At 35.7% G+C, this 24,980-nt stretch carries 21 protein-coding genes; 20 read left to right on the forward strand and 1 reads right to left on the reverse strand.

The genetic code is table 11. From position 1 onward, the window contains the following. The first annotated feature begins 62 nt into the window (after positions 1 to 62). From jag to nadC, 12 genes are all read left to right on the forward strand, one after another. Complete coding sequence (gene jag / locus HZI73_RS01755; RefSeq protein ID WP_212696549.1) at positions 63 to 692, forward strand: RNA-binding cell elongation regulator Jag/EloR; 630 nt, start codon at positions 63 to 65, stop codon at positions 690 to 692. Between the two features lie 92 nt (positions 693 to 784). Then, positions 785 to 2,167, forward strand: coding sequence for a tRNA uridine-5-carboxymethylaminomethyl(34) synthesis GTPase MnmE (gene mnmE, locus HZI73_RS01760; protein ID WP_212696550.1), 1,383 nt, complete (start codon positions 785 to 787; stop codon positions 2,165 to 2,167). Positions 2,168 to 2,644: 477 nt separating this feature from the next. Beyond that, positions 2,645 to 4,528, forward strand: a complete 1,884-nt coding sequence (gene mnmG / locus HZI73_RS01765; RefSeq protein WP_212696551.1) for a tRNA uridine-5-carboxymethylaminomethyl(34) synthesis enzyme MnmG — start codon at positions 2,645 to 2,647, stop codon at positions 4,526 to 4,528. Between the two features lie 12 nt (positions 4,529 to 4,540). Beyond that, the gene (gene rsmG / locus HZI73_RS01770) at positions 4,541 to 5,263 is read left to right on the forward strand and encodes a 16S rRNA (guanine(527)-N(7))-methyltransferase RsmG (protein ID WP_212698672.1); all 723 of its coding nucleotides are present in this window, start codon (positions 4,541 to 4,543) and stop codon (positions 5,261 to 5,263) included. Positions 5,264 to 5,565: 302 nt separating this feature from the next. Further along, on the forward strand, positions 5,566 to 6,357 hold the full coding sequence (gene noc / locus HZI73_RS01775; protein ID WP_212696552.1) for a nucleoid occlusion protein: 792 nt from the start codon (positions 5,566 to 5,568) through the stop codon (positions 6,355 to 6,357). A 63-nt stretch (positions 6,358 to 6,420) separates the two neighbouring features. Continuing rightward, entirely contained in the window at positions 6,421 to 6,870 is a 450-nt protein-coding gene (locus HZI73_RS01780) for a GNAT family N-acetyltransferase (RefSeq protein ID WP_212696553.1), read from the forward strand. Between the two features lie 212 nt (positions 6,871 to 7,082). Beyond that, positions 7,083 to 8,633 (forward strand): spore germination protein, encoded by a 1,551-nt coding sequence (locus HZI73_RS01785; protein ID WP_212696554.1) that lies wholly within the window; start codon positions 7,083 to 7,085, stop codon positions 8,631 to 8,633. Positions 8,634 to 8,681: 48 nt separating this feature from the next. Further along, a complete protein-coding gene (locus HZI73_RS01790) occupies positions 8,682 to 9,848 on the forward strand; it encodes a Ger(x)C family spore germination protein (RefSeq protein ID WP_212696555.1) in 1,167 nt (388 codons plus the stop codon). 12 nt (positions 9,849 to 9,860) lie between these two features. Beyond that, on the forward strand, positions 9,861 to 10,949 hold the full coding sequence (locus tag HZI73_RS01795; protein ID WP_212696556.1) for a GerAB/ArcD/ProY family transporter: 1,089 nt from the start codon (positions 9,861 to 9,863) through the stop codon (positions 10,947 to 10,949). A 272-nt stretch (positions 10,950 to 11,221) separates the two neighbouring features. Further along, on the forward strand, positions 11,222 to 12,127 hold the full coding sequence (nadA, locus tag HZI73_RS01800) for a quinolinate synthase NadA (protein ID WP_212696557.1): 906 nt from the start codon (positions 11,222 to 11,224) through the stop codon (positions 12,125 to 12,127). Between the two features lie 15 nt (positions 12,128 to 12,142). Beyond that, positions 12,143 to 13,675, forward strand: a complete 1,533-nt coding sequence (locus HZI73_RS01805) for an L-aspartate oxidase (RefSeq protein ID WP_212696558.1) — start codon at positions 12,143 to 12,145, stop codon at positions 13,673 to 13,675. Next, positions 13,653 to 14,495 (forward strand): carboxylating nicotinate-nucleotide diphosphorylase, encoded by an 843-nt coding sequence (gene nadC, locus HZI73_RS01810; RefSeq protein ID WP_212696559.1) that lies wholly within the window; start codon positions 13,653 to 13,655, stop codon positions 14,493 to 14,495. The genes HZI73_RS01805 and nadC overlap by 23 nt, the downstream gene beginning before the upstream one ends. A 69-nt stretch (positions 14,496 to 14,564) precedes the next feature. Here the strand turns inward: nadC and HZI73_RS01815 are convergent, their stop codons facing one another. Next, positions 14,565 to 15,509: an alpha/beta fold hydrolase gene (locus HZI73_RS01815; RefSeq protein ID WP_212696560.1), complete on the reverse strand. Its 945-nt coding sequence runs from the start codon at positions 15,507 to 15,509 to the stop codon at positions 14,565 to 14,567. A gap of 560 nt (positions 15,510 to 16,069) precedes the next feature. Between HZI73_RS01815 and HZI73_RS01820 the strand changes: the two genes are divergently transcribed. The 8 genes from HZI73_RS01820 (at position 16,070) to HZI73_RS01855 (ending at position 24,842) form a co-directional block, all read left to right on the forward strand. After that, the gene (locus HZI73_RS01820; protein ID WP_212696561.1) at positions 16,070 to 17,236 is read left to right on the forward strand and encodes a sensor histidine kinase; all 1,167 of its coding nucleotides are present in this window, start codon (positions 16,070 to 16,072) and stop codon (positions 17,234 to 17,236) included. Beyond that, on the forward strand, positions 17,229 to 17,882 hold the full coding sequence (locus HZI73_RS01825) for a response regulator (protein WP_212696562.1): 654 nt from the start codon (positions 17,229 to 17,231) through the stop codon (positions 17,880 to 17,882). The genes HZI73_RS01820 and HZI73_RS01825 overlap by 8 nt, the downstream gene beginning before the upstream one ends. A 175-nt stretch (positions 17,883 to 18,057) precedes the next feature. After that, positions 18,058 to 19,752, forward strand: a complete 1,695-nt coding sequence (gene argS / locus HZI73_RS01830) for an arginine--tRNA ligase (RefSeq protein WP_212696563.1) — start codon at positions 18,058 to 18,060, stop codon at positions 19,750 to 19,752. Positions 19,753 to 21,348: 1,596 nt separating this feature from the next. Further along, a complete protein-coding gene (locus HZI73_RS01835; RefSeq protein ID WP_212696564.1) occupies positions 21,349 to 22,119 on the forward strand; it encodes a ParA family protein in 771 nt (256 codons plus the stop codon). A 3-nt stretch (positions 22,120 to 22,122) separates the two neighbouring features. Beyond that, complete coding sequence (locus HZI73_RS01840) at positions 22,123 to 23,004, forward strand: ParB/RepB/Spo0J family partition protein (protein ID WP_212696565.1); 882 nt, start codon at positions 22,123 to 22,125, stop codon at positions 23,002 to 23,004. A 147-nt stretch (positions 23,005 to 23,151) separates the two neighbouring features. Beyond that, on the forward strand, positions 23,152 to 23,652 hold the full coding sequence (locus HZI73_RS01845; protein ID WP_212696566.1) for a DUF4446 family protein: 501 nt from the start codon (positions 23,152 to 23,154) through the stop codon (positions 23,650 to 23,652). Positions 23,653 to 23,757: 105 nt separating this feature from the next. After that, positions 23,758 to 24,045, forward strand: coding sequence for a YkuS family protein (locus HZI73_RS01850; RefSeq protein WP_212696567.1), 288 nt, complete (start codon positions 23,758 to 23,760; stop codon positions 24,043 to 24,045). Next, positions 24,042 to 24,842 (forward strand): Cof-type HAD-IIB family hydrolase, encoded by an 801-nt coding sequence (locus HZI73_RS01855; RefSeq protein WP_212696568.1) that lies wholly within the window; start codon positions 24,042 to 24,044, stop codon positions 24,840 to 24,842. Before HZI73_RS01850 ends, HZI73_RS01855 begins: the two co-directional genes overlap by 4 nt. Positions 24,843 to 24,980: the final 138 nt, after the last annotated feature.

The following is a 24,980-nucleotide window of genomic DNA, read 5'->3' on the forward strand; positions in this document are numbered from 1 at the left end:
ACTTGACTAGAATGGTTAACCCGTAGAAGTTAATCGGATAATTTAAGGAGGGAAGTTCTGATATGAATTATATTGAAAAAACTGGTAAAACTGTAGACGATGCTATTACAGAAGCCCTGATAGCTCTTGGCACAACAAGTGATAAAGTGGATATTGAAGTCCTTGAAAAGGGACCTAGTGGGTTTTTAGGATTATTTAGTTCAAAATTAGCAAAAGTGAAAGTGACTAAAAAAATAAATTTAAATGATATAGCCACAGAATTTTTAGAAGACATATTCCGAATCATGGACCTTAAGGTGGATATCAACTTACAAATAAAAGATCAAAACATGGATATTGAGTTAAGTGGCCCAAGTATGGGTGTGCTGATTGGTAAGAGAGGACAAACCCTCGATTCCCTTCAATATTTAGTGAGTTTGGTTGTGAATAAAGAATCGGATAAATACATTCGTATTAAACTTGACACGGAGAATTACCGTGAGAGGCGAAAAGAAACCCTTGAAAATTTGGCTAAGAACTTAGCCTATAAGGTGAGAAAAAATAATCGTAAGTTTAGCTTAGAACCCATGAATCCTTATGAAAGAAGAATAATTCACTCCACATTGCAGAATGATAAATATGTAGAAACCCATAGTGAGGGTGAAGAACCTTATAGAAAAGTTGTTATTACACCAAGTAATTATAAAAAATAATGAGCGTGGGGAATAAGGTTCCCGTCGCATAAAAAGACCCATGCTTATCAGCCTGGGTTTTTTATGATTCCCCGCTAATAAGGAGTTTTACCATGTTAGATCATACAATAGCAGCTATATCAACTTCTCTATCTGCATCAGGTATCGGCATTGTACGTATAAGTGGTGATGAAGCTATAGCTATTGCAGACCGATTATTTCAGTCCCACAAGAAAAAACAGTTAAAAGATCAAAAAACCCATACACTCCATTATGGTCATATTGTTGACCCAAAAGAAGATGAGATTGTAGATGAAGTGTTGGTCTCCATTATGCGAGGACCTGATACCTATACAAAAGAAGATATCATCGAGATTAATGGTCACGGTGGGGTTATTGTCATGCAAAGAATTCTTCAATTGGTACTTACCCATGGGGCAACATTAGCTGAACCCGGTGAATTTACCAAGCGGGCTTTTTTGAATGGACGTCTTGATCTATCTGGAGCGGAAGCTGTCATTGATATTATCAATGCCAAAACCAATCTTGGTTTAAAAAGTTCCATGCATCAATTAAAGGGTGCTGTTTATTATCATGTGGAAGAAGTACGTAGGGAGATACTGGAGCTGATGGCCCACATTGAGGCTTCCATTGATTATCCGGAATATGATATTGAGGAATTAAGTGATGACCATGTTATGGGTAAGTTGGAGAGAATCGCAAAAGGTATCCATAAAATGATTCAATCCTCTGAAGTGGGTAAAATGATTCGAGAGGGCATTAAGACGGCTATTGTTGGCAAACCTAATGTAGGTAAATCTTCTCTTTTGAATGCCTTATTAAAGGAAGATCGGGCTATTGTAACGGATATAGCAGGTACCACACGGGATGTCTTAGAGGAATACATGAATCTATTAGGGATACCTGTTCGAATCATGGATACGGCAGGTATCCGTCAAACAGATGATGAAGTGGAAAAGATTGGTGTGACGAAATCAAAAGCTGTGGTGGAAGATGCGGACCTTGTGATTATGATGTTGGATGCATCACAGAAAATCACCAAGGAAGATCGGTATATTCTTGATTTGGTAGTGGATAAGCAAGTGATTGTGTTATTGAATAAGATTGATTTATCCATGGAAATTAAGGAGGACGATATTAGGGCGTTGATTGAAGGTGTGACGGTTATTCCAACGTCTGTTGTTGATGAGAGAGGGTTGGAAGAGCTTCAAAAGGTGATTAAGGATATGTTTTTGCTTGGGGATATTGCCATGGATGATGGGTTGTATATTACCAATGTAAGGCATAAGGTTTCACTTGAGCGTGCCCTTAAGAGTGTGGAGGCGGTTAAGGCATCTATTCAGATGGGGATGCCAGAGGATTGTTGGTCCATTGATTTGAAGAATGCTTATGGTGATTTGGGGGAAATTACGGGGGATCATGTAAGTGATGATTTGATTGAGGAGATATTTAGTCAGTTTTGTTTGGGGAAATAAATTTTGTGATGTAGTCACGGATTAAAAGTTGATGGGTGGTGCAAGACGGCGTAGAGGATGCTATGGCTAAATGCAGCTTATGCTAAAGCGTTGAAGAAAAACTAAGCGCGCTGTGACCGATCTTACTAAACCTTAAAACTCCCATTGGTCAAACACTTAAGGTTTTTAACGTAAGATCAGTCACAGCTTGCTAAGATTTTCTAACAACGCTTTAGAAGTCGCTGCATTTAGCCATAGCATCCTCTACTGGGCTGGTGGTTGGGCTAGTTGGTTATTGTAGGTAGAGGTAAGGTATTAGGTAAGTTAGTATAAGGAAGTATTCATTTTGAGATGGGCATTCTTAGTACTTATAGTTATTTTGGAATGGGTACTTGTGATAAGATAGAATTAGGATGAAAAGTAATGAAGGTAATAGGGTTATATAGATGGAAGAAATAGTCGATATGTCGAATGGATCTATGGTTAGGAGAATGATAGATGAGTTATATGGAAGGCAAGTATGATGTGGTGGTGATTGGTGCTGGTCATGCGGGGTGTGAGGCTGCGTTGGCGGCCGCTCGGTTAGGGCTTGAGACGGTTGTTTTTTCGGTGAGTCTTGATAGTATTGCGATGATGCCTTGTAATCCCAGTATTGGGGGCACATCCAAGGGGCATCTTGTTCGTGAGATTGATGCTCTGGGTGGTGAGATGGGTAAGAATATTGATAAGACCTATTTACAGTCTCGGATGTTGAATACGGGAAAGGGACCAGCTGTTCATTCTCTAAGGGCACAGGCGGATAAGACAAGTTATTCCAAAGAGATGAAGATGGTGCTAGAGCAGACGGAGCATTTGACGATTAAGCAGTCGGAAGTTGTTGAGATTATGGTTGAGGGGAATAGCGTTACGGGTGTAAGGACTGTATCAGATGCCATCTATGCATGTGAGGCCATTGTCATTGCCAGTGGTACGTATCTGAAGTCCAAGTGTATCTATGGTGATGTGAGTATTGCTAGTGGTCCTAATGGGTTGCTTGCGGCCAATGAATTATCAGGGTCTTTAATGGAGCATGGCATCGAGCTATATCGGTTTAAGACAGGGACACCTGCTCGGATTGATGGTAATACGGTTGATTTTTCTAAGATGGCCATTCAAGAAGGGGATCAGAAGATTGTGCCTTTTTCTTTTTTAAATCGTATGGAAGATATTGAGAGGGAGCAGATTCCTTGTTGGTTGACGTATACCAATGAGCAAACACATGAGGTTATTGACAATAACTTGAGTCGTTCGCCCCTATATAGTGGTGTAATTGAGGGGACAGGGCCAAGGTATTGCCCATCCATTGAGGATAAAGTTGTTCGTTTTAGGGATAAAGAGAGGCATCAAGTGTTTTTAGAGCCTGAAGGTGAATGTACTACGGAAATGTATGTTCAAGGGATGTCCACGTCTTTACCTGAAGATGTTCAGAGGGATATGTTAAGGACGTTGCCTGGTCTTGAAAATTGTACGATTATGCGTCCAGGCTATGCTATAGAATACGATTGTATTAATCCCACCCAACTAAAGGCTACTTTAGAGTTTAAGACCTTATCGGGTTTGTATAGTGCAGGGCAATTCAACGGAAGTTCTGGTTATGAGGAAGCAGCAGCTCAAGGCTTAATAGCAGGGATGAATGCCAGCTTAAAAATACTAGGGAAAGAGCAAGTTGTATTGGACCGTTCGCAGGCTTATATTGGTGTGCTGATCGACGACTTGGTAACAAAAGGCACCAATGAGCCTTATCGCATGATGACTTCTAGAGCGGAATACCGTTTGTTACTACGTCAGGATAATGCAGATTTACGTTTGTCAGCCATTGGTCATAAGGTTGGTCTTATTTCAGATAAACGATATGCAGGTGTTGTCTTGAAGGAAGAACAGATTGAGAAAGAAGTTCAACGTCTTAAGAAAACCACCATTGGTGCAACAAAGGAAGTGAATGCTTTTCTAGAAAGATGGGAGAGCACACCTCTTCGTTCAGGTAGTTCATTGGCTGAACTTTTAAAAAGACCAGAAATAGATTATGAGAAACTTGCGGAGATTGATAAGAAGCGCATGCCTCTAGCTGCAGAGGTAATCGAACAAGTGAATATATCCATTAAATATGAAGGGTATATCAACAGGCAGATCAAACAGGTAAATCAGTTTAAAAAGCTGGAGAAGAAGTACTTATCTGAAGACTTAGATTATGAAGCCATAAAAGGTTTAAGGATTGAAGCCATGCAAAAGTTAAAGGCGATTTGTCCACGGTCTATTGGACAAGCGTCAAGGATTTCAGGTGTTTCCCCAGCAGATATTTCTGTGTTGTTAGTGTATCTTGAACAATTAAGAAGGAAAAAATAAGCAGTTAGGATGATGACAGTGAAACATATAAAGATGCTTGCTGAAGGTGCATCAAAACTTGGGTACCATCTAACCCAACATCAAATAAGTCAATTTGAAGCATATTATGAGATGCTCATCCATTGGAATGAAAAAATGAATTTAACAGCCATCACAGAAGAAAAAGAAGTAATCATTAAACATTTCCTTGATAGCATTGCTATTCATCAGGTCATGCCTTTAACCCATTACCATCAGGTCATTGATCTGGGAACAGGTGCAGGTTTTCCAGGTATTCCATTAAAGATTGTGTATCCTCATATAAAGCTCACACTGGCTGATTCACTGAATAAACGTATTCAATTTTTAACAGCAGTTGTCAATGCATTGGCATTAAGGGATGTTCAGTGTATGCATGGAAGGGCTGAGGATTTGGGCAGTTCCCCCTTGTATCGAGAGCAGTATGATGTATGTGTGTCAAGAGCAGTAGCAGACCTTTCTATCTTAAGTGAATATTGTATGCCTTTTGTACGAATGGGAGGCTATTTTATACCTTATAAGGCAAAGGATTCTCATGAGGAATTAGAAGGTTCAAAGAGAGCCATAGAAACACTTGGAGGTTATCAAGAAAGTGTTAAGAGCGTCCAGATACCCCAGTCGGATATTGAACGTATTTTTGTCATGATTAAAAAAGAGGGTATAACCCCAAAGAAATACCCAAGGAAAGCTGGGAAACCGAAAAAGAACCCTTTATAAATTATTACCCAGGAAATAATCATGGGTTGGAGTGGTCATCCACTTAGAAGTTATCCAAGAATATGTTTCAATTTGTATTATATTTTGATATAATAAGAGGTAAGGTATATGAAAAATATCTCCTATTAATCATGTTTCTTTAATTTTTTAGTGATTATATATGGTTACATCCATGATCATAGCATAATAAAGATACGTTTGAATAGAATAGTCACTTAGGTGATGATAAAATAGATAGTTCCTTAAGTATAACCTATATACTTTTTATATAAATACTAAAGAAGAGAGGAATCGTTAACGTTATGATTAATGAATATAAAATTACGTTCATTTCTGTGAATAATATAAGACCTAATCCTTATCAACCTAGAAAAATCTTTGATAAATTGATGTTAGATGAATTAGCTAATTCCATCAAAGAGTTTGGTGTGATGCAACCCATTAGTGTACGCCCCATCAACCAAGAGTACTTTGAACTTATTGCAGGTGAGAGACGACTAAGGGCTACAAAACTTGCAGGACTTACGGAGATTCCGGCTATTATTATTGATGTCAATGATAAAGACAGTGCGGTCATAGCTTTAATTGAAAATCTACAAAGGGAAAACCTGAATTACATAGAAGAAGCCGAAGGCTACTATAACTTAATTCATGATTATGATCTGACCCAAGAAGAAGTGGCTAAACAAGTAGGAAAGAGCCAGTCAACCATTGCCAATAAACTTAGAATTCTCAAACTAAGTGATCAGGTTAAGAAAATATTATTGGATCATCATTTATCGGAAAGACATGCTAGGGCTCTGTTGAAATTACCCAGTGAAGCGTTACAACTCAGTATATTGAATAAGGTGATTGAGCAAACCCTTAATGTGAAGAAGACGGAAGAGTTAATTGAGCGTACCTTAAATCGCATGATGGAAGAGAACAAGAAGGACCAAAAAAAAGTGAAGCGTTACATGAAAGACATTCGTATATTTACCAATACCATTAAGCAGGCAGTAGATATGATTGAAAGTTCGGGTGTGGACGTGGATTATAAAGTAAAAGAAGTAGACGATGCCTATGAGATAAGTATTGTTATTCCTATGAATTAGCAGGCTGTCATGTATAGGATTGTTTAATGGATTCATAGATTGATGGTGTGAGAGGGAAAAAATATGATATCAGCAAGTTATAGTGAAGGTTATGATGCCATGAAAGATGTCTTGCCTATAAGAGAGCTTGTTTTTGTTAATGAGCAGGGCATGCACAGAGATGATGTAACGGATGCATTGGATGATGTAGCTATTCATGTGGTGGCTTATGAAGGTCATCAACCGGTAGGTGCTGGTCGACTGATACCATCTCCCCAAGGGTACAGCATTGGTAAAATTGCTGTTATAAAAGAAAAACGAAAAAAGTATTATGGTGATTTAATCGTACGTATGCTGATTCAAAAAGGTTTTGATCTTGGTGCCAAAACCATTATGGTCCATGCGCAACACCAAGCCATACCCTTTTATGAGACAATTGGATTTGAAGCGGTTGGAGAAGTCTATGAAAGACAAGCAATGAAGTGTAGAGATATGATACTAAAAAAAGATAAGATAAGAAAAAAATGCCATTAAATGATCATCAAGAGATACCTTTTAGGAGGTATCTTTTTTAGTGGGCAAAGTAAGCGTATTGTTTTACTCAAGAATAGATGAACATGTTGTGTAGGGTTTGGTAGAGAGGCATCAAACATATAGTAGGTATTATAGGATTATATTGCAGGATATGGAATAATTTTCACAAGGAATTCAAAGAATAGCTATATAAAAACTTAAGGATGAAAGCTATGAACCGATTTTTTCGTCAATTAACTAAGAAAAAAATAAGTCATGCATCAAAAGAAGATCAAGTGAAAAACCCAAAGAGAATAACGAAAGACTTAGCAAGTAATATAAAGGTTATAAAAGGTCAATTAGGCACTTCTCATGATATGATCTATCGTGAGATGACTATTGGGAGAGAACGTGGTCTTTCAGGGATTTTGATATTTATTAATGGTCTAACAAGGCAAAATGTGTTAGATTTTAATGTGCTGAAAAGAGTCATGTATGAAGATATGCATGATCAAAAGCATCTCATGCATTATATGAAAAAAAACATTTTGACAGTAGCCGACATAAAAGAGGTAGCATGTGTGGAAGATGTCATTAAAGCCGTATTAATGGGTAAGTCTGTTTTACTGGTTGATGGGTTTGATAGTGCCTATGAAATGGATACACGAGAATGGAAAGACCGAGACGTTAAGGAGCCTATAACGGGTTCTGTGGTTAGAGGACCACATGAGGCTTTCACAGAAACCTTATTGACAAATACAGCTTTGATTCGTAGAAGAATAAAGTCAACAAAATTGACCTTTGAACTGATGACGGTGGGTCAATACACCCAAACAGATCTTGTTATTGCCTACATAAAAGGCATAGCCAAGGATAAAATTATTAAAGAAATAAAAAAAAGATTAAAAAAGATTTGTATCGATGGCATCATTGATTCAGGGTATATTGAACAATTCATTGAAGATGAACCATTTAGTTTATTCCCTACTATTGGAAACACAGAAAAGCCTGATGTAACAGCTGCCAAATTATTAGAAGGGAGAGTTGCCGTAATCGTTGACGGTTCTCCTATTGTATTAACCATACCTTATTTATTTATTGAAAACTTACAATCCAGTGAGGATTATTATACACGTCCATGGTATGCTTCTTTTTTAAGAGGCATTCGTGTATTATCACTTTTTATTGTTATTTTCTTACCAGGGTTTTATATATCGGCTCAAACCTATAATCAGGAAATGCTTCCAACCCATCTATTTATCACCATGGCAGCAGCTAAAGAAGGCGTTCCATTTCCAGCATTTGTGGAGATATTTATCATGTCTATCTTTTTTGAAGTATTTAAGGAAGCAGGCATCAGAATGCCAAAGTATATTGGTCAAGCAGTGAGCATTGTGGGAGCACTTGTTCTAGGAGAAGCTGTAGTAGAGGCAGGGTTTGTGAGTAATCCAGCTATTATGATAACAGCTTTAACAGGCATTGCAACCTTTGTTATTTACTCACTGAATGATTCTATCACCATTCTTAGGTTTACTTTTATGATATTAGGCGCTGTTGGTGGTCTATTCGGCATATTAGTTGGAACCATTTTTTTATTGTTACACATGGTCAGTATCAAATCTTTTGGTGCACCTTATATGTCACCTCTTGCACCAAGATCTCATGAAGGTTTGAAAGATACACTCATGCGATTTCCACTATGGTTGATGAGAGATAGACCGGGTATTATCAGTAATAATAAGAAAAGATTAAATAATAAGGACAAGAAAAACACATCCATCTAAGAAACTCCAACACCATTAAATCAGCTAAAATATAAGAGGAGATTTTTAATGATGAAAAAAAAACCGTTGTTAATCGTATTAATCTTAGTTCAAATATGTTTACTTTCTGGCTGCTGGAGTAAAAAAGAATTAGATGAAATATCCATTTTATCAGGAGTAGGTATTGATGTTGGAGAAGAAAAGCAGTTACGATTAACCATGCAAGTCATTCTTCATAGAGAAATGAAAATTGAATCTCAAAGTGGAAAAAGAGGAGGAGAAGAAAAACCGACACAAAATGTGGTGGTAGAAGGTAATTCTCTCATTGATGCTAACAGAAATTATATACTTCAAACAGGTCGAAGAGGGTATTGGTCACATATCAATGTTCTCATAATTGGTGAAGAATTGGCTAAAAAAGGTATTTCTCCAATTTTAGATGTATTAGAAAGAGATCAAGAAGTAAGGCGCAGAACGTATTTGCTTGTGGCAAAGGGGAATGCAAAAGAGATTCTTGACGCGGAAACCATTGATTTAGAAATTATACAAGCTTTTAATATCAGTGATATGGTTAAGCTATCAGAATCAAATGGTAAAAATGTGATGGTTGATTTACATCGCTATTTTTTGAGGGCATCTAAAAATTTCAATAATGCTTTTATGACAGGTATAGGTATCATTGATAAAGGATGTACGAATAATTTAGAGTTAATGGATACAGCTATTTTTAATGAAAATAAATTAGTAGGGTGGTTTGATAACATTGAAACAAGAGGTCTATTATGGGTATTAGGCGAGATACAGAGTTGCATTATTGAAGTTCAATACCCTTTGGAAAAAGGATTGTATGTTTATATAGATAATTTACGTGCAAGCAGTAGTATAAAACCTGTTATTCGTGATAATACCTTAGAAAAATTGATTGTCAATATTGCATCGGAAGGTAAGGTGGCTGAATCCAACACGGAAGTGGATTTATCAAAAGGTGACATTATAAAAAAGCTGGAAGAGGATACAGCAAAAGTTATTGAGGAAGAAGTGTATAAAGCTATAGAAAAGGGTAAGGAATTAGAAGTGGATATTTTTACTTTTGATGAGGCTATTAATCGAGAAAATCCTAAACTATGGAAAGAAATAGAAGATTATTGGTTGGATATCTTTCCATCTGTACCCGTAGAAGTGAATGTGGATATGACAATAAGACGAACGGGGTTAATTACAAAATCCAATGAATAAGGAGGTATATGCATGCTTGAAGATGGAAAAATATCATATAAATCGACGGTTGGATTAATCATCACAACGATTGCCCCAACGGCCATCCTATACCTCCCGACAATGACCTATTTTGAGGCTAAGCAAGATGGATGGATTTCTGTTTTGGTGATTACCGTATTTGGTATTGTGGTCGCTTACATGTTAACCAGTTTAGGCTTGATGTACAAGAATAAAACCATCATACAATATAGTTCAGATATTGTTGGTAAGATTCCTGGTAAAATAATTGGTTTGATTTTTTGCTGTTATTTTATCCATATCAATGCGGTTATTATTAGAGAATTTGCAGAATTACTCTCAGGACCTTTTATGCCGGAAACACCTATGTTATTTTTTATTATTGGTATTATCCTACCATCTATATATGGTGTGTATAAAGGATTTGAAGTAATCGTAAGAACCAATAGGATTATTTTTCCTATTTTCATGCTCTCCATTCTTGCTATACTGCTGTATGCAGCAAAAGATATGGATTTTAGAAGACTACTACCTGTATTTGCAGATGGAATGGAGCCTGTGTTAGTAGGCGCTTATCGACATATTATTTGGTTTAGTGAAACCGTTGTTATTACCATGTTTATACCTTATATTGATAAACCTACTAAGGTAAAAAAAATGTTGTTTCTGGCCATTATCATTGTAGGTATATTGGGTGTGTTGGTTAACATTAGTATTGTAACGACTTTTGGTGGGGATACACTTTATTTAACGTATCCATACTTATCACTTGCCCGTTATGTCAGCGTTGGGTTTGTTGAAAGGCTGGATTCCATTATTATGTTTATGTGGATTGGTGGTGTATTTATTAAAATTGCTGTTTTCCATTATTGTGCTGTACTTGCCTTAGCCCAATGGTTAGAATTAAAAGATTATCGGGTTCTATCGGCGCCTGTTGGTGTTGTACTTGTTATCTTATCCTTCATATTGTGGGGGAGTCTTACTGTCTTAAAACAGCAAATTACCTATGTTCTTGTTATCCCGTACATTATTGTACAAGTATTCATTCCACTCTTACTGTTTGTCATTGCAAAGATAAAAAAGAAAGTATCCAATCGTTAGTTTTATGAAACATCAGCCAATTATAAGACTACGATATAATATTGCACATAGGAATAGAGTGTGTTATATTAGTAGGTGACAAGACACATGACAAGACAATTGACAATGCTATGATAACCATTGCATTGTCGTTTTCTATCCTTAATAGCATTTATAGTTATAGGAGAAATGCAGTACAGCTAATAGGAGAGTGGTAAATTGAATAAATTGGTACTTGAACATAGCAGAAGGATAATTAAAATGGTTATAAAAGCGGAGGGACAGGTGATAGCATGATAGAAGATTTACAGCATCAAATTATGAAGTTGAAAAAAGAAAAAAATGCGTGTATTGTTGCCCATCATTACCAAACAGAAGATATTCAGCAAATAGCGGATTTTGTAGGCGATTCACTGGCTTTGTCCAAAATTGCCAAACAGATAAAAGAAGATATGATTATCTTCTGTGGTGTGAAGTTCATGGCTGAAACAGCCAAAATACTTTCACCTCACAAGAAGGTAATCCTTCCTGTTATGGAAGCAGGATGTCCCATGGCAGATATGGTAACCCCAGAGCAATTGCGTTTGGTAAAAAAACAGTATCCACATGCAGAAGTGGTATGCTATGTGAATTCATCAGCAGAAGTCAAAGCAGAAAGTGATATATGCTGCACGTCATCCAATGCAGTTTCCGTTATCAATCATTTGGATGCAAAACAGATTTTATTTGTGCCGGATCAACATTTAGGTGCATACGCAGCCAGTCAGGTGAAAGATAAGGATATTATTTTATGGCAGGGATATTGCATTGTGCACCATCAATTAAGAGAAGAGCAATTATTACATATAAAAGAAAAATACCCTAACGCACCTATACTGGTCCATCCTGAATGTCGACCACACATTGTTCGTCATGCAGATTTTGTAGGAAGTACAGCGCAAATCATAGATAAAGCCAGATCCATAGAGCAGAAACAAATAATCATCGGAACGGAAAGGGGTGTATTATATACCCTAAAAAAACAAAACCCTCATAAGGAATTTATTCTTCTATCGGAGCGTTTAACGTGTCAGAATATGAAGAAAACAACCCTTGAACATGTAAGAAATGCCTTAGTAAACGAAACCCATGTTGTGGACGTTGATGAGAACATTCGTCAGAAAGCCAATAGGGCATTGGAAAGAATGATTTCATTGTAGATAGCAGGTGATGTAGTGAGAGAATATGTTATACCATTTGATACAGCCCATATCCCTAAGAAATATGCAGATGTGGTGATTATAGGCAGCGGCATTGCTGGATTATATACTGCATTAAGGCTACCATCCCATATGGACATCCTACTTGTGTCAAAAGGGTCTTATAAAGAAACCAATTCTTATTTGGCACAAGGTGGCATCGCCACATCTTTTGGTGAAGGCACCCATGAACAATTTTATAAGGATACCATGATATGTGGAAAAGGTGAGTCAGATACACGAGCTGTATGGGCCATGATACACGGTGCAAGTGAAAATATCGGGGCGCTAGAAGCATTGGGTGTACCCTTTGATAAAGATGAAAAGGGGCAGTTTCTCTTTGGTAAAGAGGGGGCACATCGTGTCTCAAGGATTATTCGTTCAGGTGATCATACAGGTAAGTCCATCATGGACGTTTTATATCATCGAGTGAAAGAGAAGGATAATATTCATATACTGGATAATGTCTTTGCCATTGATCTATTAACCCAGAATCAACAATGCATGGGTGTCCTCATCATGAATAAGGGTAAAGTCTCTGCCATTTATGCAAGAGCTACCGTGTTAAATACAGGAGGCATTGGTAACTTATATGCACACACCACCAATGCGAAGGGTATTCAAGGTGATGGTATAGCCATGGTGTTAAGAGCTAAAGGCCAAGTTAAAAATATGTCCTATACACAATTTCATCCAACCGTATACTATAACCCTCATCATAGGCAAAAGCAAAGTTTTCTTATATCTGAAGCCGTTAGAGGTGAAGGGGCATTATTATACAATGAAAAAGGGGAACGCTTTATGGAAAACGTTCATCCGATGAAAGAATTAGCACCAAGAGATATTGTTTCAAAGGCCATTATGGAACAGCTTAGGAAGCAAAAAAAACCTTATGTTGATTTAGATATAACCCATCTTCAGGAAGAGCAGCTTAAAGAAAGGTTTCCAACAATATTTTCGTTTTTAAAAGGGTATGGTATCAATATGGCCACCGATTATATCCCAGTAGCCCCCAACATGCATTATTTCATGGGGGGAATCAAAGTGAATATAGATGGGCAAACATCCATTCATCATTTATATGCCTGTGGTGAATGCGCTTGTACAGGTGTCCATGGTAAAAATCGGCTAGCCAGTAATTCGTTATTGGAAGCCATTGTGTTTGGCAATCGTATTGCTAAGGGGATACATACATGGTGGGATAAGGAGCCTATAGCATTTAAAGACATAAGGTGTACAGCATTTCATTCTAATCATGCAATCATGGAAAGCCAAGAAACTATATCCTATTGGATGGAACACTATTTTAGTCTTAACAGGTCCATGGAACATGTGGAGCACCTACAAAAGCAAATAAATGGATTAAACCGTTCAAATAAAAATAAACTAACCGTGGAAGACATAGAGAAAATGAATGCTGTTTTGGTTATACAAGCCATGATAAAAGATGATATGCAAAAAAGAGAGAGTTTGGAGGGGATGACATATGGTACTACAGCAAAAAGTTGATGAAATCATTGTGTTGGCTTTAAAAGAAGATATGCATTATGGTGATATTACCACAGATATTTTAATGGATGACATGAAACAAAGTAGAGCTCAGTTAGTGGCTAAAGAAAAAGGAGTACTGGCAGGATGTGACATCTTTGCAAGGGTTTTTTTATTGTTAAATCAAAACATGGCATTATCCTTCTATAAACATGACGGAGATCATGTGAAAAAAGGTGATGTCATAGCAGAGGTCAGCGGCCAAACAAAAACCCTGTTAAAAGCAGAAAGAACGGCCTTAAACATCATTCAAAGGCTTTCTGGTATTGCTACCATGACCAATCAGTTGGTTAAAGAAACAGAAGGCATTCCTGTACGTATTGTGGATACAAGAAAAACAACCCCAGGGTTGCGGGCTTTGGAAAAATATGCCGTGCGGGTAGGAGGCGGCTATAATCATCGGTTTAACCTTTCTGATGCCGTGATGATTAAAGATAATCATATTCATGCAGTGGGTAGTATCAAAAAAGCAATTACCATGGCAAAAGCCCAAATACCCCATACCATGAAGGTTGAGATAGAAGTAGAGAATCTCCATCAATTACAGGAAGCACTAGAAGCCCAAGCAGATATCATTATGTTAGATAACATGACAATAAGCCAGATGAAAGAAGCTGTATCCATGGCCCAGGGGAAGGCTATATTGGAAGCCTCTGGTAATATAACCAAGGACACCATAAAAGAAGTTGTCCATACAGGTGTTGACGTTATTTCAGTGGGTGCTATTACCCATTCTGTAAAAGCATTGGATATTAGTTTAAGGTTCACGACAGGGTTGTAACCCATAGAAGGGGGCTGTCTCAAAAGCAATATAGATTATAGTGTACTTTTGAGACAGCCCCTCATGTAATTAATGGTCAAAATAGATGTGACAGATATCCATCACCTCTGTAGGATGCTCCAGATGGGGTAATTCTTTGGTATGACTCAAGCGTGAGTATTCGATAGCTGGATTAATGGCTAAATACGTATCAAGAATCTCTTCAGCATGAGGAATATCTCCCATAACAATGTAGATGCTGTTATTAATACTTGCTAAAGCCTGTCTGGTGGATACATTCAAGTACTTACAACACTGTGATGCGAATAAGTATTTATTATTTGAACCTTGTAGGTGACTTGCCTCATGATACATATCAATTATTTTTGAACGCATATTTCTTTTGTTATAATAAAAATCTCTTTTAAACTTAGCTTTTAGCATATATTTTGAACAGGCCATGTTATAAATGGTTGTTCCGATAATAGGCGATTCCAAGATAACTTTAAGTACTTTATCACGTTTACCAGGATTGCGATATAAGGTTGCAAGTGAAGTAGGCGTAATGAATAATAGTTTTTTGAAGATATCAGGTTTTTGGTAGCATGCCATGGTGACATACGCTGAACTTGACGACGAAGCAATAACATCCGTCTTTTGTTTAATCACCTCGTTAATAAAATCGGAGATCAATTGCACATATAAAAAAGCAGTATACGTAATCTTCGGTTTATCTGAACGACCAAATCCAATCAGGTCTACTGTATATACCGTATGTTTTGTAGCTAAATATTTAATTAACCGTTTATATTCCCGTTCTGAACTTCCTCTATAGAAGCTATGAATAAGTAGAATCGGTGGTCCTTCCCCTTGAATGGTATAAAAGATTTTACCAAATTTCCATTGATAGTAGTAACTGTTACAAGAATGCAGGTTATTTTTTATAGAGGATGTAATAAAGATGACTTTATTGATAATCGCTATTGCCATGATGGATAACAAGCAATAAAATAAATTCCTCGTTTGCTTTTTCACACATTTATCTCCCTTCTATTATAGAATGATTCTATAAATATGAATCGGTTATTTAGTTAAATCAGATCACAGCATATAATAATAAACTATATCTGTTACTTAAGAACTATTCATTTATTTATATTGTGGCTCATAAAAGTTTATTTAAGACGGTTATTCCTTTCATTGTAGCAAAAGATATTTTTCAAAGGAATAGAACTATATGATTATTAATATGGGTATTACCGTCTACTATCTATTATGTCGTAAAGTCATAAAAAATTCAATAGCTTAATGAAGAATTTATAAAAAAGCTCATAAATATATGCGTTAAATTGAATGGAAATAATCATTATATAAATAGAATTTATTACATATTCGTCCATTTAAAGGAAAAAATAATGTCTAATTTTAGAATAATAGATAAATTCATATAAATTATATTTGTTATTTTGGTGTATTATTTTGACTCCTAAGATAGTACTAATATGCGTAATTTGCTTGTATTATAATATACTTTAATGATATAATAATATGACTGAAAGAAAGTGTTATATTTTGTCAATAAGGTGTCTGATAATATGTATGAAGATATAGTAAAAAAGTTAAATCGAATTGTCGATGAGACGAAAGAAATCATAAAAGAGAGAAATAAGGAAATTCTTGAAATAAGTTCTTATATTAATAAAAAATATGTAGAATTAGAAGATAAGTTCCTTGTGCTTAAAGATGAGACAGCAGAAATCATGCAGCATGTTGAGCAATTAGAAAATAAGCTGAGCATTAGCAAAACTAAATTATTGACAATTAATAAGAACTATAAGCTTTATACAGAAGAAGAAATGAAATCTGTGTATAAGGAAACAGAGGACATTCGAAAGCAATTATCCACGGAATATGAGCATGAAATGCACATTGTCAATAAGCGAAATTCTTTAGAAAAAGAACTCAAAGCCATTCGACAATTGGCAGAAAAATCGGATTATATTAGCAGTAATTTCGACTTTGCTTATGGTATCCTCTCAGGAGAATTGAATGAAATTAATAACGATGCGAACACCATGAATTCTAAAGAAATATGGGGTTTAAAAGTCATCAAAGCCCAAGAAGAAGAGCGGGCACGTATATCAAGAGAGATGCATGATGGTCCATCTCAGAATCTATCCAATCTCATTTTGAAAACGGAGTTATGTATTAAATTACTTGATAAGGACCTTGAACGCACAAGATTAGAACTTCAGTCATTAAAAGCCATTATTCGAACCACCATCAATGAAACCCGAAGGATGATCTATAATCTTCGACCAATGGCTTTGGATGATTTAGGTTTGGTACCTACTTTAGAACGATACATTGATAAAATAAGGAATGAAGTCAACTTTAATATATTTTTTGAAGTGTTAAATATGGAAGATGATGTGAATTCAATCATTTCATTAACCTTGTATCGTATTGTTCAGGAAGCTCTTAACAATGCTAATAAATACTCCAATGCACTCAATGTGACAATAAAACTATTCTATAATCCTGAATTCATTGAACTAAAAATTAATGATGATGGAGATGGATTTGACATAAATAACGTTAAACTAAATATGGAAAATAACAGAGGTTTTGGTATTTCAATGATGAGAGAAAGATCTCATTTATTAATGGGAGAATATAAGCTAAAATCAGTGATAGGCACAGGCACCGAAATCTATGTTAAAATACCTATTTTAGAAAGTAAGGAGGATACTCATGAGTAGTAGTATAAAAATACTTATAGCAGATGATCATTCAATGGTAAGAGAAGGTTTAAAGCAGTTAATTGAGTTAGAAGATGACATAGAAGTCATCGACCAGGCTGGAAATGGATTAGAGGCAGTTAAGAAGATTGTGGAATGCAACCCGGATGTGGTATTGTTAGATATTAATATGCCAAGAATGAACGGGTTAGAGGTGTTGAAGTACTTGAATGAAAACAATATCGTTACAAAGACCCTGCTCTTAACGATTCATAATGAGGTGGAATACCTTTACAAAGCTTTTGAGATTGGTGTTCAAGGATATGTCTTAAAAGATTCAGAGTCAGATGTGCTCATTAAAGCCATTCGCACCATTTATAATGGTGAATCTTATATTCAACCCAATATGGCATCGTTACTCTTTAAGCGTATGAATAATACAAAAGAAGAAAAAGAGATGGGCTTTAATAAATTAACCAAACGTGAAATTGAAGTACTTAAGCTGATTACAGAAGGTATGCTTAATAAAGAAATTGCGCATAACTTATGCATTAGCGAGAAAACAGTTAAAAATCATGTTTCCAACATCTTCAAAAAAATTAATGTATCTGATCGAACACAAGCAGCAGTCTTTGCCATTAAGAATAGCATTGTTGATATATTTTAAATCTACATAGAGGATCATGATTAATCCTTACTTATACTAGACAAATAGCCGTATTTCATGTATAATTTTTAATGATTGATGTATAAACTCTCGTCACTTAGACGAGAGTTTTTAATAATAGAAAAAGCCATATCAAGTGTATATGTATAATACGTAACGAAAGGAAGTCTTGCTTATGGAGTTTAAAAAAATAATTGTAGACCTGTTGTCAGACGCTATAACTGAGTTATCGGCTCATGACATTGAAGAAATGATTGAAATTCCCTCTAATACTGAAATGGGTGATTACGCATTTCCATGTTTTAGACTGGCAAAGGTATTTAGAAAAGCGCCTAATATGATAGCCAATGAGATTGGTGAGAAAATGGGTGAGTCTGCTTATATTTCTAATATAAAAGTTGTGGGTGCTTATGTCAATTTTTATGTGAATAAGGAAAAATATGTAGAGAAAGTTTTGTCAGCAGGAAGTAACGAAATATGTAAAAAAATGGAAGATGGCATCGGAAAAACCATCGTCCTGGATTACTCCTCACCTAATATTGCAAAACCCTTCCATATAGGTCATCTTAGAACGACCATTATTGGAAATGCATTGTATAAGATATTTGAACAGTTAGGGTATACATGTGTTGGTATTAATCATTTAGGTGATTGGGGCACCCAATTTGGTAAATTAATTGTGGCGTATAACAAATGGGGGTCCAAAGAAGAAATTGAAAAGCATGGTATTCATGAACTCATAAAGATTTATGTAAAGTTTCATGAAGAAGCGGAAAAAGAGCCGTCACTCAATGATGAGGCAAGAGCGTGGTTTACTAAAATGGAGAATGGCCATGATGAAGCTTTAGCTCTATGGCAGTGGTTCAAGGAAATCAGTATGAAGGAATTTAAACGAGTGTATAAGATGTTAGATATTGAATTTGATTCTTATGCAGGTGAGAGCTTTTATAATGACAAAATGGAGCCTGTTATTGCATCTCTTGAAGATAAGGGACTCATAGAAGTGAGTGAGGGTGCTAAGATTGTTACCCTTGAGGATGAGAACATGCCACCATGTCTGATTACAAAAAAAGATGGTAGTACGCTATATGCTACAAGAGATATTACAGCAGCTATCTACCGTAAGGAGACATATGATTTTGAAAAGTGTGTATATGTAACAGCATTCGATCAAAATCTTCATTTTGCTCAATGGTTTAAGGTTATTGAGAAAATGGGCTTTAAGTGGGCAGATAAACTTGTTCATGTACCTTATGGGTTAGTTAGTATGGAATCAGGTAAACTTTCATCTCGAAAGGGTCAGATCATTTATTTGGAAGAGCTATTAAATGAGTCTATTGATAAAACGAGACAAATTATTGAAGCGAAGAATCCTGATTTGGAAAACAAAGAGGAAGTTGCTAAGGCTGTTGGTATAGGAGCCATTGTCTTTAATGATTTATACAATAACCGTATTAAGGATGTTGTTTTCTCTTGGGATAAAGTGTTAAACTTTGAGGGAGAGACAGGACCTTATGTTCAATATACATATGCGCGAGCATCAAGTGTATTAAGAAAAGCGGAAGATATTGAAATAAGTGATGATGTGGATTATACACGGTTAACGGATGATTTAACTTTCCAAGTGATTAAGACCATACAACGTTTTCCAGATGTCATTCGGTTAGCGGCAGAGAAATTAGAACCTTCATTTATATCCCGTTATGTGGTTGATCTGTCCCAGGCATTTAATAGTTTTTATCATAACAATAAGATTATTGTTGAGGATGAGGCTTTGCGTGATGCTAGGTTGATGGTGGTGAAGTGTGTGAAGGATGTTATTGAGACGGCTTTAGGGTTGATTGGTGTGAAGGCGCCGGAGAAGATGTAAGGATTTATTGGTTTGTGTAGGGTGTTTGAAGATATGAATGGTGATTAATTGATATGGGGTAGAAGAGGTTTTGCATCTTATGGTGTGGGGCTTCTTTTTTTTGTTATGGTATTTAGTGATTTCATTAGGTTAGGTTTAGGATGTTCGTATATGGTGATGTGGTTAATAGGAGTTGCTTTTAAGACTCTTGTATATGGTGATGTGGTTAATGTGGGTTGCTTTAAGGTTTCCGTATATGGATAGGTATAGATAATCAGTTCATGTTAAATAATCGAAGAAAATCTAAAGAGCATGGAAAGATAGATTCCTAAAACTTAAAACTCGCAAGCTCAGACAATTAAGTTTTTTAACGGAATCCATCTTTCCATGCTCTAAGTTTTTCTAACGCTTATTTAAAAATCACTGATTATCTATACCTATCCATATACTGGGCTGATTGGGGGGTAGAGGTGTATTAGGGATATGGGCGATTAGGGGTGAGAGACATGGTTACATAAAAATATATTATGTGTTAGTGGGTCTAGGAGAAGAGAGAAGAGCTTTTAATCTAACGTGTATTATAGCAATTGATATATAATTTCCCATTATATAAGGGTTATTTTATTTTGTTACCCTTACATGGTTAGCCACTGGATTATTTTAGCGTATGAAGTATCCTTGATTAATAAGTAGATTAGTCAATTCTATATTTAATCTTCTCTTGTAAAGAAAGATTATTGGGAATTGGTATGACGCTCCCATAAATGCCATATTTCTAATTTTTTCTATTGGCTAGAGATTCGTATGAGGTATTCTAGGTGTGATTTTGCTTTTAGTTAATCATCATAATTAAAGGGAAGCCCAAATTACCCACTATCCATGATTCTATTGATGTTTCACTCTTAAAATGCCATACTTTCTATTTCCACTCTATTGTTACCTAAAACCTTTAACATTACTTAAATGAATGCAAAATACATTTCCTTCATCTTCACTTATATTAATATGCCACTAGCCCAACAACTAGCCTAGTAGATAGGAGAATGGGTATTATAAAGTCGTGATTTTTAAAAGAGTCTTAGAAAAGGTTGGTGAACGGAAGAGGTATTTCCGTATAAAAGCTTACTTGTCTGACCGTAGGGAGTTGTAAGCTTTAGGAAATACCTCTGGAGTGAACCTTATCTTTTCTTAGGCTCTTTTAAGTTGAACAACTTTATAATACCCATTCTCCTATCTACGAATGTCTTGTACTCACTTATTATTAACACAAAATGTTTCTTTCATGGCAATAAACAGGGGAAGAGCACCTAATACTATGCTGATTATAGTTACAGCTACACTTGAACAAACAATATTGTGACTTATTAATACATCTTTGAGGCGTTTGATTGTTTTGAGATGTTTCACGTGAAACAATAGACCAATGATAGGTGTTAAATAAAATATGTTTCACGTGAAAGATACTAGGGGGGAGGCCAATTGTTTCACGTGAAACATTTTGTAAGCCATAAGAACCAGAAAAAATAGTGTTTCTATCGGATAAGTTAAAAAAGCATAGATTCAAAAAATAGAATATGATATAATGAATTAAAACCATAAGCGAAAGAAGGGGAAAGAATGGCAAGAATCATAGCAGTTGCCAATCAAAAAGGTGGTGTTGGAAAAACGACCACTACCGTCAATTTATCAGCTTGTTTGGCGGAAAAAGGGAAAAAAGTGCTTACGATTGATATTGATCCTCAGGGAAATACAACTAGAGGGTTTGGTATAGATAAGAGAAAGCTCAAAAACACAGTTTATGAGCTATTATTGGGACAAGCTAGTACTAAAAAATGCATTATTAAAAGGGTCTTTAAGAATATATCCCTTATTCCAGCAGATGTGGAGTTAGCTGGAGCTGAGATTGAGTTGGTTCAGTTAGAGGATAATAGTTTTGTATTAAAAAAGTACATAGATGAAATAAGAGATAATTACGATTATGTTATTATAGATTGTCCCCCTTCGTTAAGTACATTAACGGTTAATGCGTTAACGACGGCTGATACGGTTCTTGTACCGATCCAATGTGAATTCTTTGCATTGGAAGGATTGTCTCAGCTTATGTATACTATAAATCTTGTTAAAAAGCGATTGAATCCTAATTTGGAGATTGAGGGTGTCGTGTTTACCATGTATGATGCACGAACGAATCTGTCATTACAAGTGGTGGATGAAGTAAAGAAAGAGTTGAAGCGAACGAATATTTACAAAACCATTATACCTAGAAATGTTCGCCTTGGTGAGGCACCAAGTCATGGATTACCCATTAATATCTATGATACCCATTCTAAGGGTGCAGAGAGTTATCGTTTATTAGCAGATGAAGTTATTAATAGGAAGGAAGAATAGATTATGGCGGCAAAAAGAGGGTTAGGCAAAGGGTTATCAGCATTAATTACAGATGATTTGGAACAAGAAATTAGTGATAATAAAAAAGGCGTTATGAAGTTAAAAATAAAAGACGTAGGTCCTAATAAAGATCAACCTAGAAAACGGTTTGACGAAGATTTATTACAGGAATTAGCGGATTCCATTAAGCAATATGGTATTATACAGCCCCTCATTGTTATTAAAAAAGATGATTTTTACGAGATTGTAGCTGGTGAACGACGGTGGCGTGCAGCAAAGATGGCTGGATTAAAGGAAGTACCTGCTATTCTAAAAGGTTATACAACCAGAGAAATACTGGAAGTATCACTTATTGAAAATATTCAGAGAGAAAATCTAAATCCTATTGAGGAAGCTATTGCTTTTAAGAGACTTATTAAAGATTTTAAATTAAAGCAAGATGATGTAGCGGAAAAGGTTTCTAAAAGCCGTTCTGCTATTGCTAATTCCATGCGCTTATTGAATTTAGATGAAAGAGTTCAGCGTATGATCGTTGATGAAATGGTTTCAAGTGGTCATGGGAGAACGCTATTAGCTTTGGAAGAAGGAGATATGCAGTATCAGCTAGCTAATCGTATATTTGATGAAAACCTAAGTGTTAGAGAGACAGAAAAACTCATCAAGAGTATATTGAATCCAAAAGAAGAAAAGAAGGACACTAGTGAAGATGCGTTGACGCCTATCTATAAAGAAGTAGAGGACCGTTTTAAAGAGATCTTTGGTACAAAGGTTAATATTCAAAGAAAGAGTAAGAAAAAAGGTAAAATTGAAATTGAGTATTATTCAAGTGAAGATTTAGAGCGTCTTATTGAGCTTATAGGAACCATTAAGAACAGTCATGTATAATCCGACATGGCAGAAGAAAACTATTGTCATGACGTTTACATATTGTGGGTTAATTATGCTGATTATCCTATGTAGGATTGTGCCATAGGTTAAGATGGTGTGTTTACAGTAAAGGTGACTTAACAGAATAAAAGGAAGGTTGTATGAATGGATATCATAAGGGATTTTATTACCGACAACACAGTTAATATAATACTAGGTTTATGTGTATTCAGCCTATTCATGTTTATATGTGTTGTGGTGAATGCATTTAAGAGTAGAAAATGGAAAAAACGCTATTACAGATTTATGCAAGTGAAAGAAGCTTTCAGTATTGAAGATGTGCTTAAGCAAAATATTGAAGATATTGATGATTTGAAAGATCATCTACACAAACAACAGCTTGATATGAGGGAATTAGAGAAGCATGTACGATTATCAATTGAGAAAGTTTCTTTAGTCAAATACAATGCACTTGAGCAAATGGGTGGAGAGGTTAGCTTTGTCGTTGCCCTCATTAATCAAAAAAATACAGGTTTGTTAATTAATGGTATTCATAGTCGAGAAGGCTGCTATACATATGTAAAAGAAATTGTTAGAGGCAAGTGTGACAAGGCTCTTTCCAAAGAGGAAAAAGAAGCTTTAGAAAAAGCCATGAAACAAAGATAGGTATTCAACGTTTATTTATCATGTCCTTTACAAAAAGGATGCTTAATCTATCATAAATTAACATGTCCTGGTAATACTAATATTATTACTAGGAGGTGTTATGTTATGACGATATATGTACAGGAAGAGTTGGATAGACTTTATGATTATTTAAAAAATAGAGGTTATCATGTCATTAATGGCTCAATGGCAAATGCTCATGATATCTATATATATGCCAGCTCATCTTATAGAGGCCTATACAATGAAATACTTAACAACGATATGTATAATGCTGCAACAACTAATAATGTTCTGATGATTAATGCGAGTGGTAAAAGTTTTAGTGACATTGAGGCAATTATTAACAGTAGAAAATACAGCAGACTATTTGAAAGTGAGGGCTTTTTTTGAAATACAAAATGATTGTTTTAGATTTGGATGATACATTACTGAATGATCACTTAGTGGTGTCTGATGATAATATAAAAGCTTTAAAAGAGGCACATGATGCAGGTATGATCATTACGTTATGTTCTGGACGGGTAAGTCAGTCCATTGCAAGAATCATGAAGGATATTGGCTTACATACAGATACGGATTATTATATTTCGTATAACGGTGTCATCATTAATAATGGACAAGATGATCGGATATTTTATAAACCTCTTGAAGGACAGATTTTACAAGAGTTTATTGAGCTGGGAAGACAATATGATGTGGATATTCAGTTATATAAAGGTGACGATGTGGTTGTGGAAAAATACACACCAAGAACCAAGGCTTATGAGAACATGAGTCAAATTAAGGTGAAATTGGTTGATGATTTTAAGGTGTATGATGATACCATCAAGGTATTGTACAATGGTGATAACATAGAAGCCCTAGAAGAAATGAAGACACATATTCAGAGAAAATATGACGATCAAGTACATGTTTTTTTCTCCAAGCCTACATATTTAGAGGTCATTAATAAAGAGGCCAATAAAGGGCTTGCACTAGCGTATCTGGCTGACTACCTTCAGATTAAACAAGAAGAAATCATTGCAGTAGGCGACAGTATGAATGACATTTACATGATAGAATATGCAGGTATGGGTGTAGCGGTTAGAAATGCTCGTGAGGAAGTAAAAGAAATTGCTAATTATATAACAAAGTCCACAAACCATGAGCATGCTGTATCCGAAGTCATTCACAAGTTTGTTTTATAATAAACAATGGATACGCGTATAGAAATGAAGGTTTATGTAAGAGCGTGTTGGACGGTGAGAAGTAATAGTTAAAACAAATAATAAAAGAGAGATAACAAAAAAGAAGGAAATGGCAGCCCTTCTTTTTTGCTTTGTGCA

It is taken from the genome of Vallitalea pronyensis (genome assembly GCF_018141445.1).
GTDB classification, from domain to species: Bacteria; Bacillota; Clostridia; order Lachnospirales; family Vallitaleaceae; genus Vallitalea; species Vallitalea pronyensis.

What these genes read in the sequence shown, in the direction of transcription:
- jag (WP_212696549.1), top strand. Translation starts at nt 63, where the DNA reads ATGAATTATATTGAAAAAACTGGTAAAACTGTAGACGATGCTATTACA.
- mnmE (WP_212696550.1), top strand. Translation starts at nt 785, where the DNA reads ATGTTAGATCATACAATAGCAGCTATATCAACTTCTCTATCTGCATCA.
- mnmG (WP_212696551.1), top strand. Translation starts at nt 2,645, where the DNA reads ATGAGTTATATGGAAGGCAAGTATGATGTGGTGGTGATTGGTGCTGGT.
- rsmG (WP_212698672.1), top strand. Translation starts at nt 4,541, where the DNA reads ATGACAGTGAAACATATAAAGATGCTTGCTGAAGGTGCATCAAAACTT.
- noc (WP_212696552.1), top strand. Translation starts at nt 5,566, where the DNA reads ATGATTAATGAATATAAAATTACGTTCATTTCTGTGAATAATATAAGA.
- HZI73_RS01780 (WP_212696553.1), top strand. Translation starts at nt 6,421, where the DNA reads ATGATATCAGCAAGTTATAGTGAAGGTTATGATGCCATGAAAGATGTC.
- HZI73_RS01785 (WP_212696554.1), top strand. Translation starts at nt 7,083, where the DNA reads ATGAACCGATTTTTTCGTCAATTAACTAAGAAAAAAATAAGTCATGCA.
- HZI73_RS01790 (WP_212696555.1), top strand. Translation starts at nt 8,682, where the DNA reads ATGATGAAAAAAAAACCGTTGTTAATCGTATTAATCTTAGTTCAAATA.
- HZI73_RS01795 (WP_212696556.1), top strand. Translation starts at nt 9,861, where the DNA reads ATGCTTGAAGATGGAAAAATATCATATAAATCGACGGTTGGATTAATC.
- nadA (WP_212696557.1), top strand. Translation starts at nt 11,222, where the DNA reads ATGATAGAAGATTTACAGCATCAAATTATGAAGTTGAAAAAAGAAAAA.
- nadC (WP_212696559.1), top strand. Translation starts at nt 13,653, where the DNA reads ATGGTACTACAGCAAAAAGTTGATGAAATCATTGTGTTGGCTTTAAAA.
- HZI73_RS01820 (WP_212696561.1), top strand. Translation starts at nt 16,070, where the DNA reads ATGTATGAAGATATAGTAAAAAAGTTAAATCGAATTGTCGATGAGACG.
- HZI73_RS01825 (WP_212696562.1), top strand. Translation starts at nt 17,229, where the DNA reads ATGAGTAGTAGTATAAAAATACTTATAGCAGATGATCATTCAATGGTA.
- argS (WP_212696563.1), top strand. Translation starts at nt 18,058, where the DNA reads ATGGAGTTTAAAAAAATAATTGTAGACCTGTTGTCAGACGCTATAACT.
- HZI73_RS01835 (WP_212696564.1), top strand. Translation starts at nt 21,349, where the DNA reads ATGGCAAGAATCATAGCAGTTGCCAATCAAAAAGGTGGTGTTGGAAAA.
- HZI73_RS01840 (WP_212696565.1), top strand. Translation starts at nt 22,123, where the DNA reads ATGGCGGCAAAAAGAGGGTTAGGCAAAGGGTTATCAGCATTAATTACA.
- HZI73_RS01845 (WP_212696566.1), top strand. Translation starts at nt 23,152, where the DNA reads ATGGATATCATAAGGGATTTTATTACCGACAACACAGTTAATATAATA.
- HZI73_RS01850 (WP_212696567.1), top strand. Translation starts at nt 23,758, where the DNA reads ATGACGATATATGTACAGGAAGAGTTGGATAGACTTTATGATTATTTA.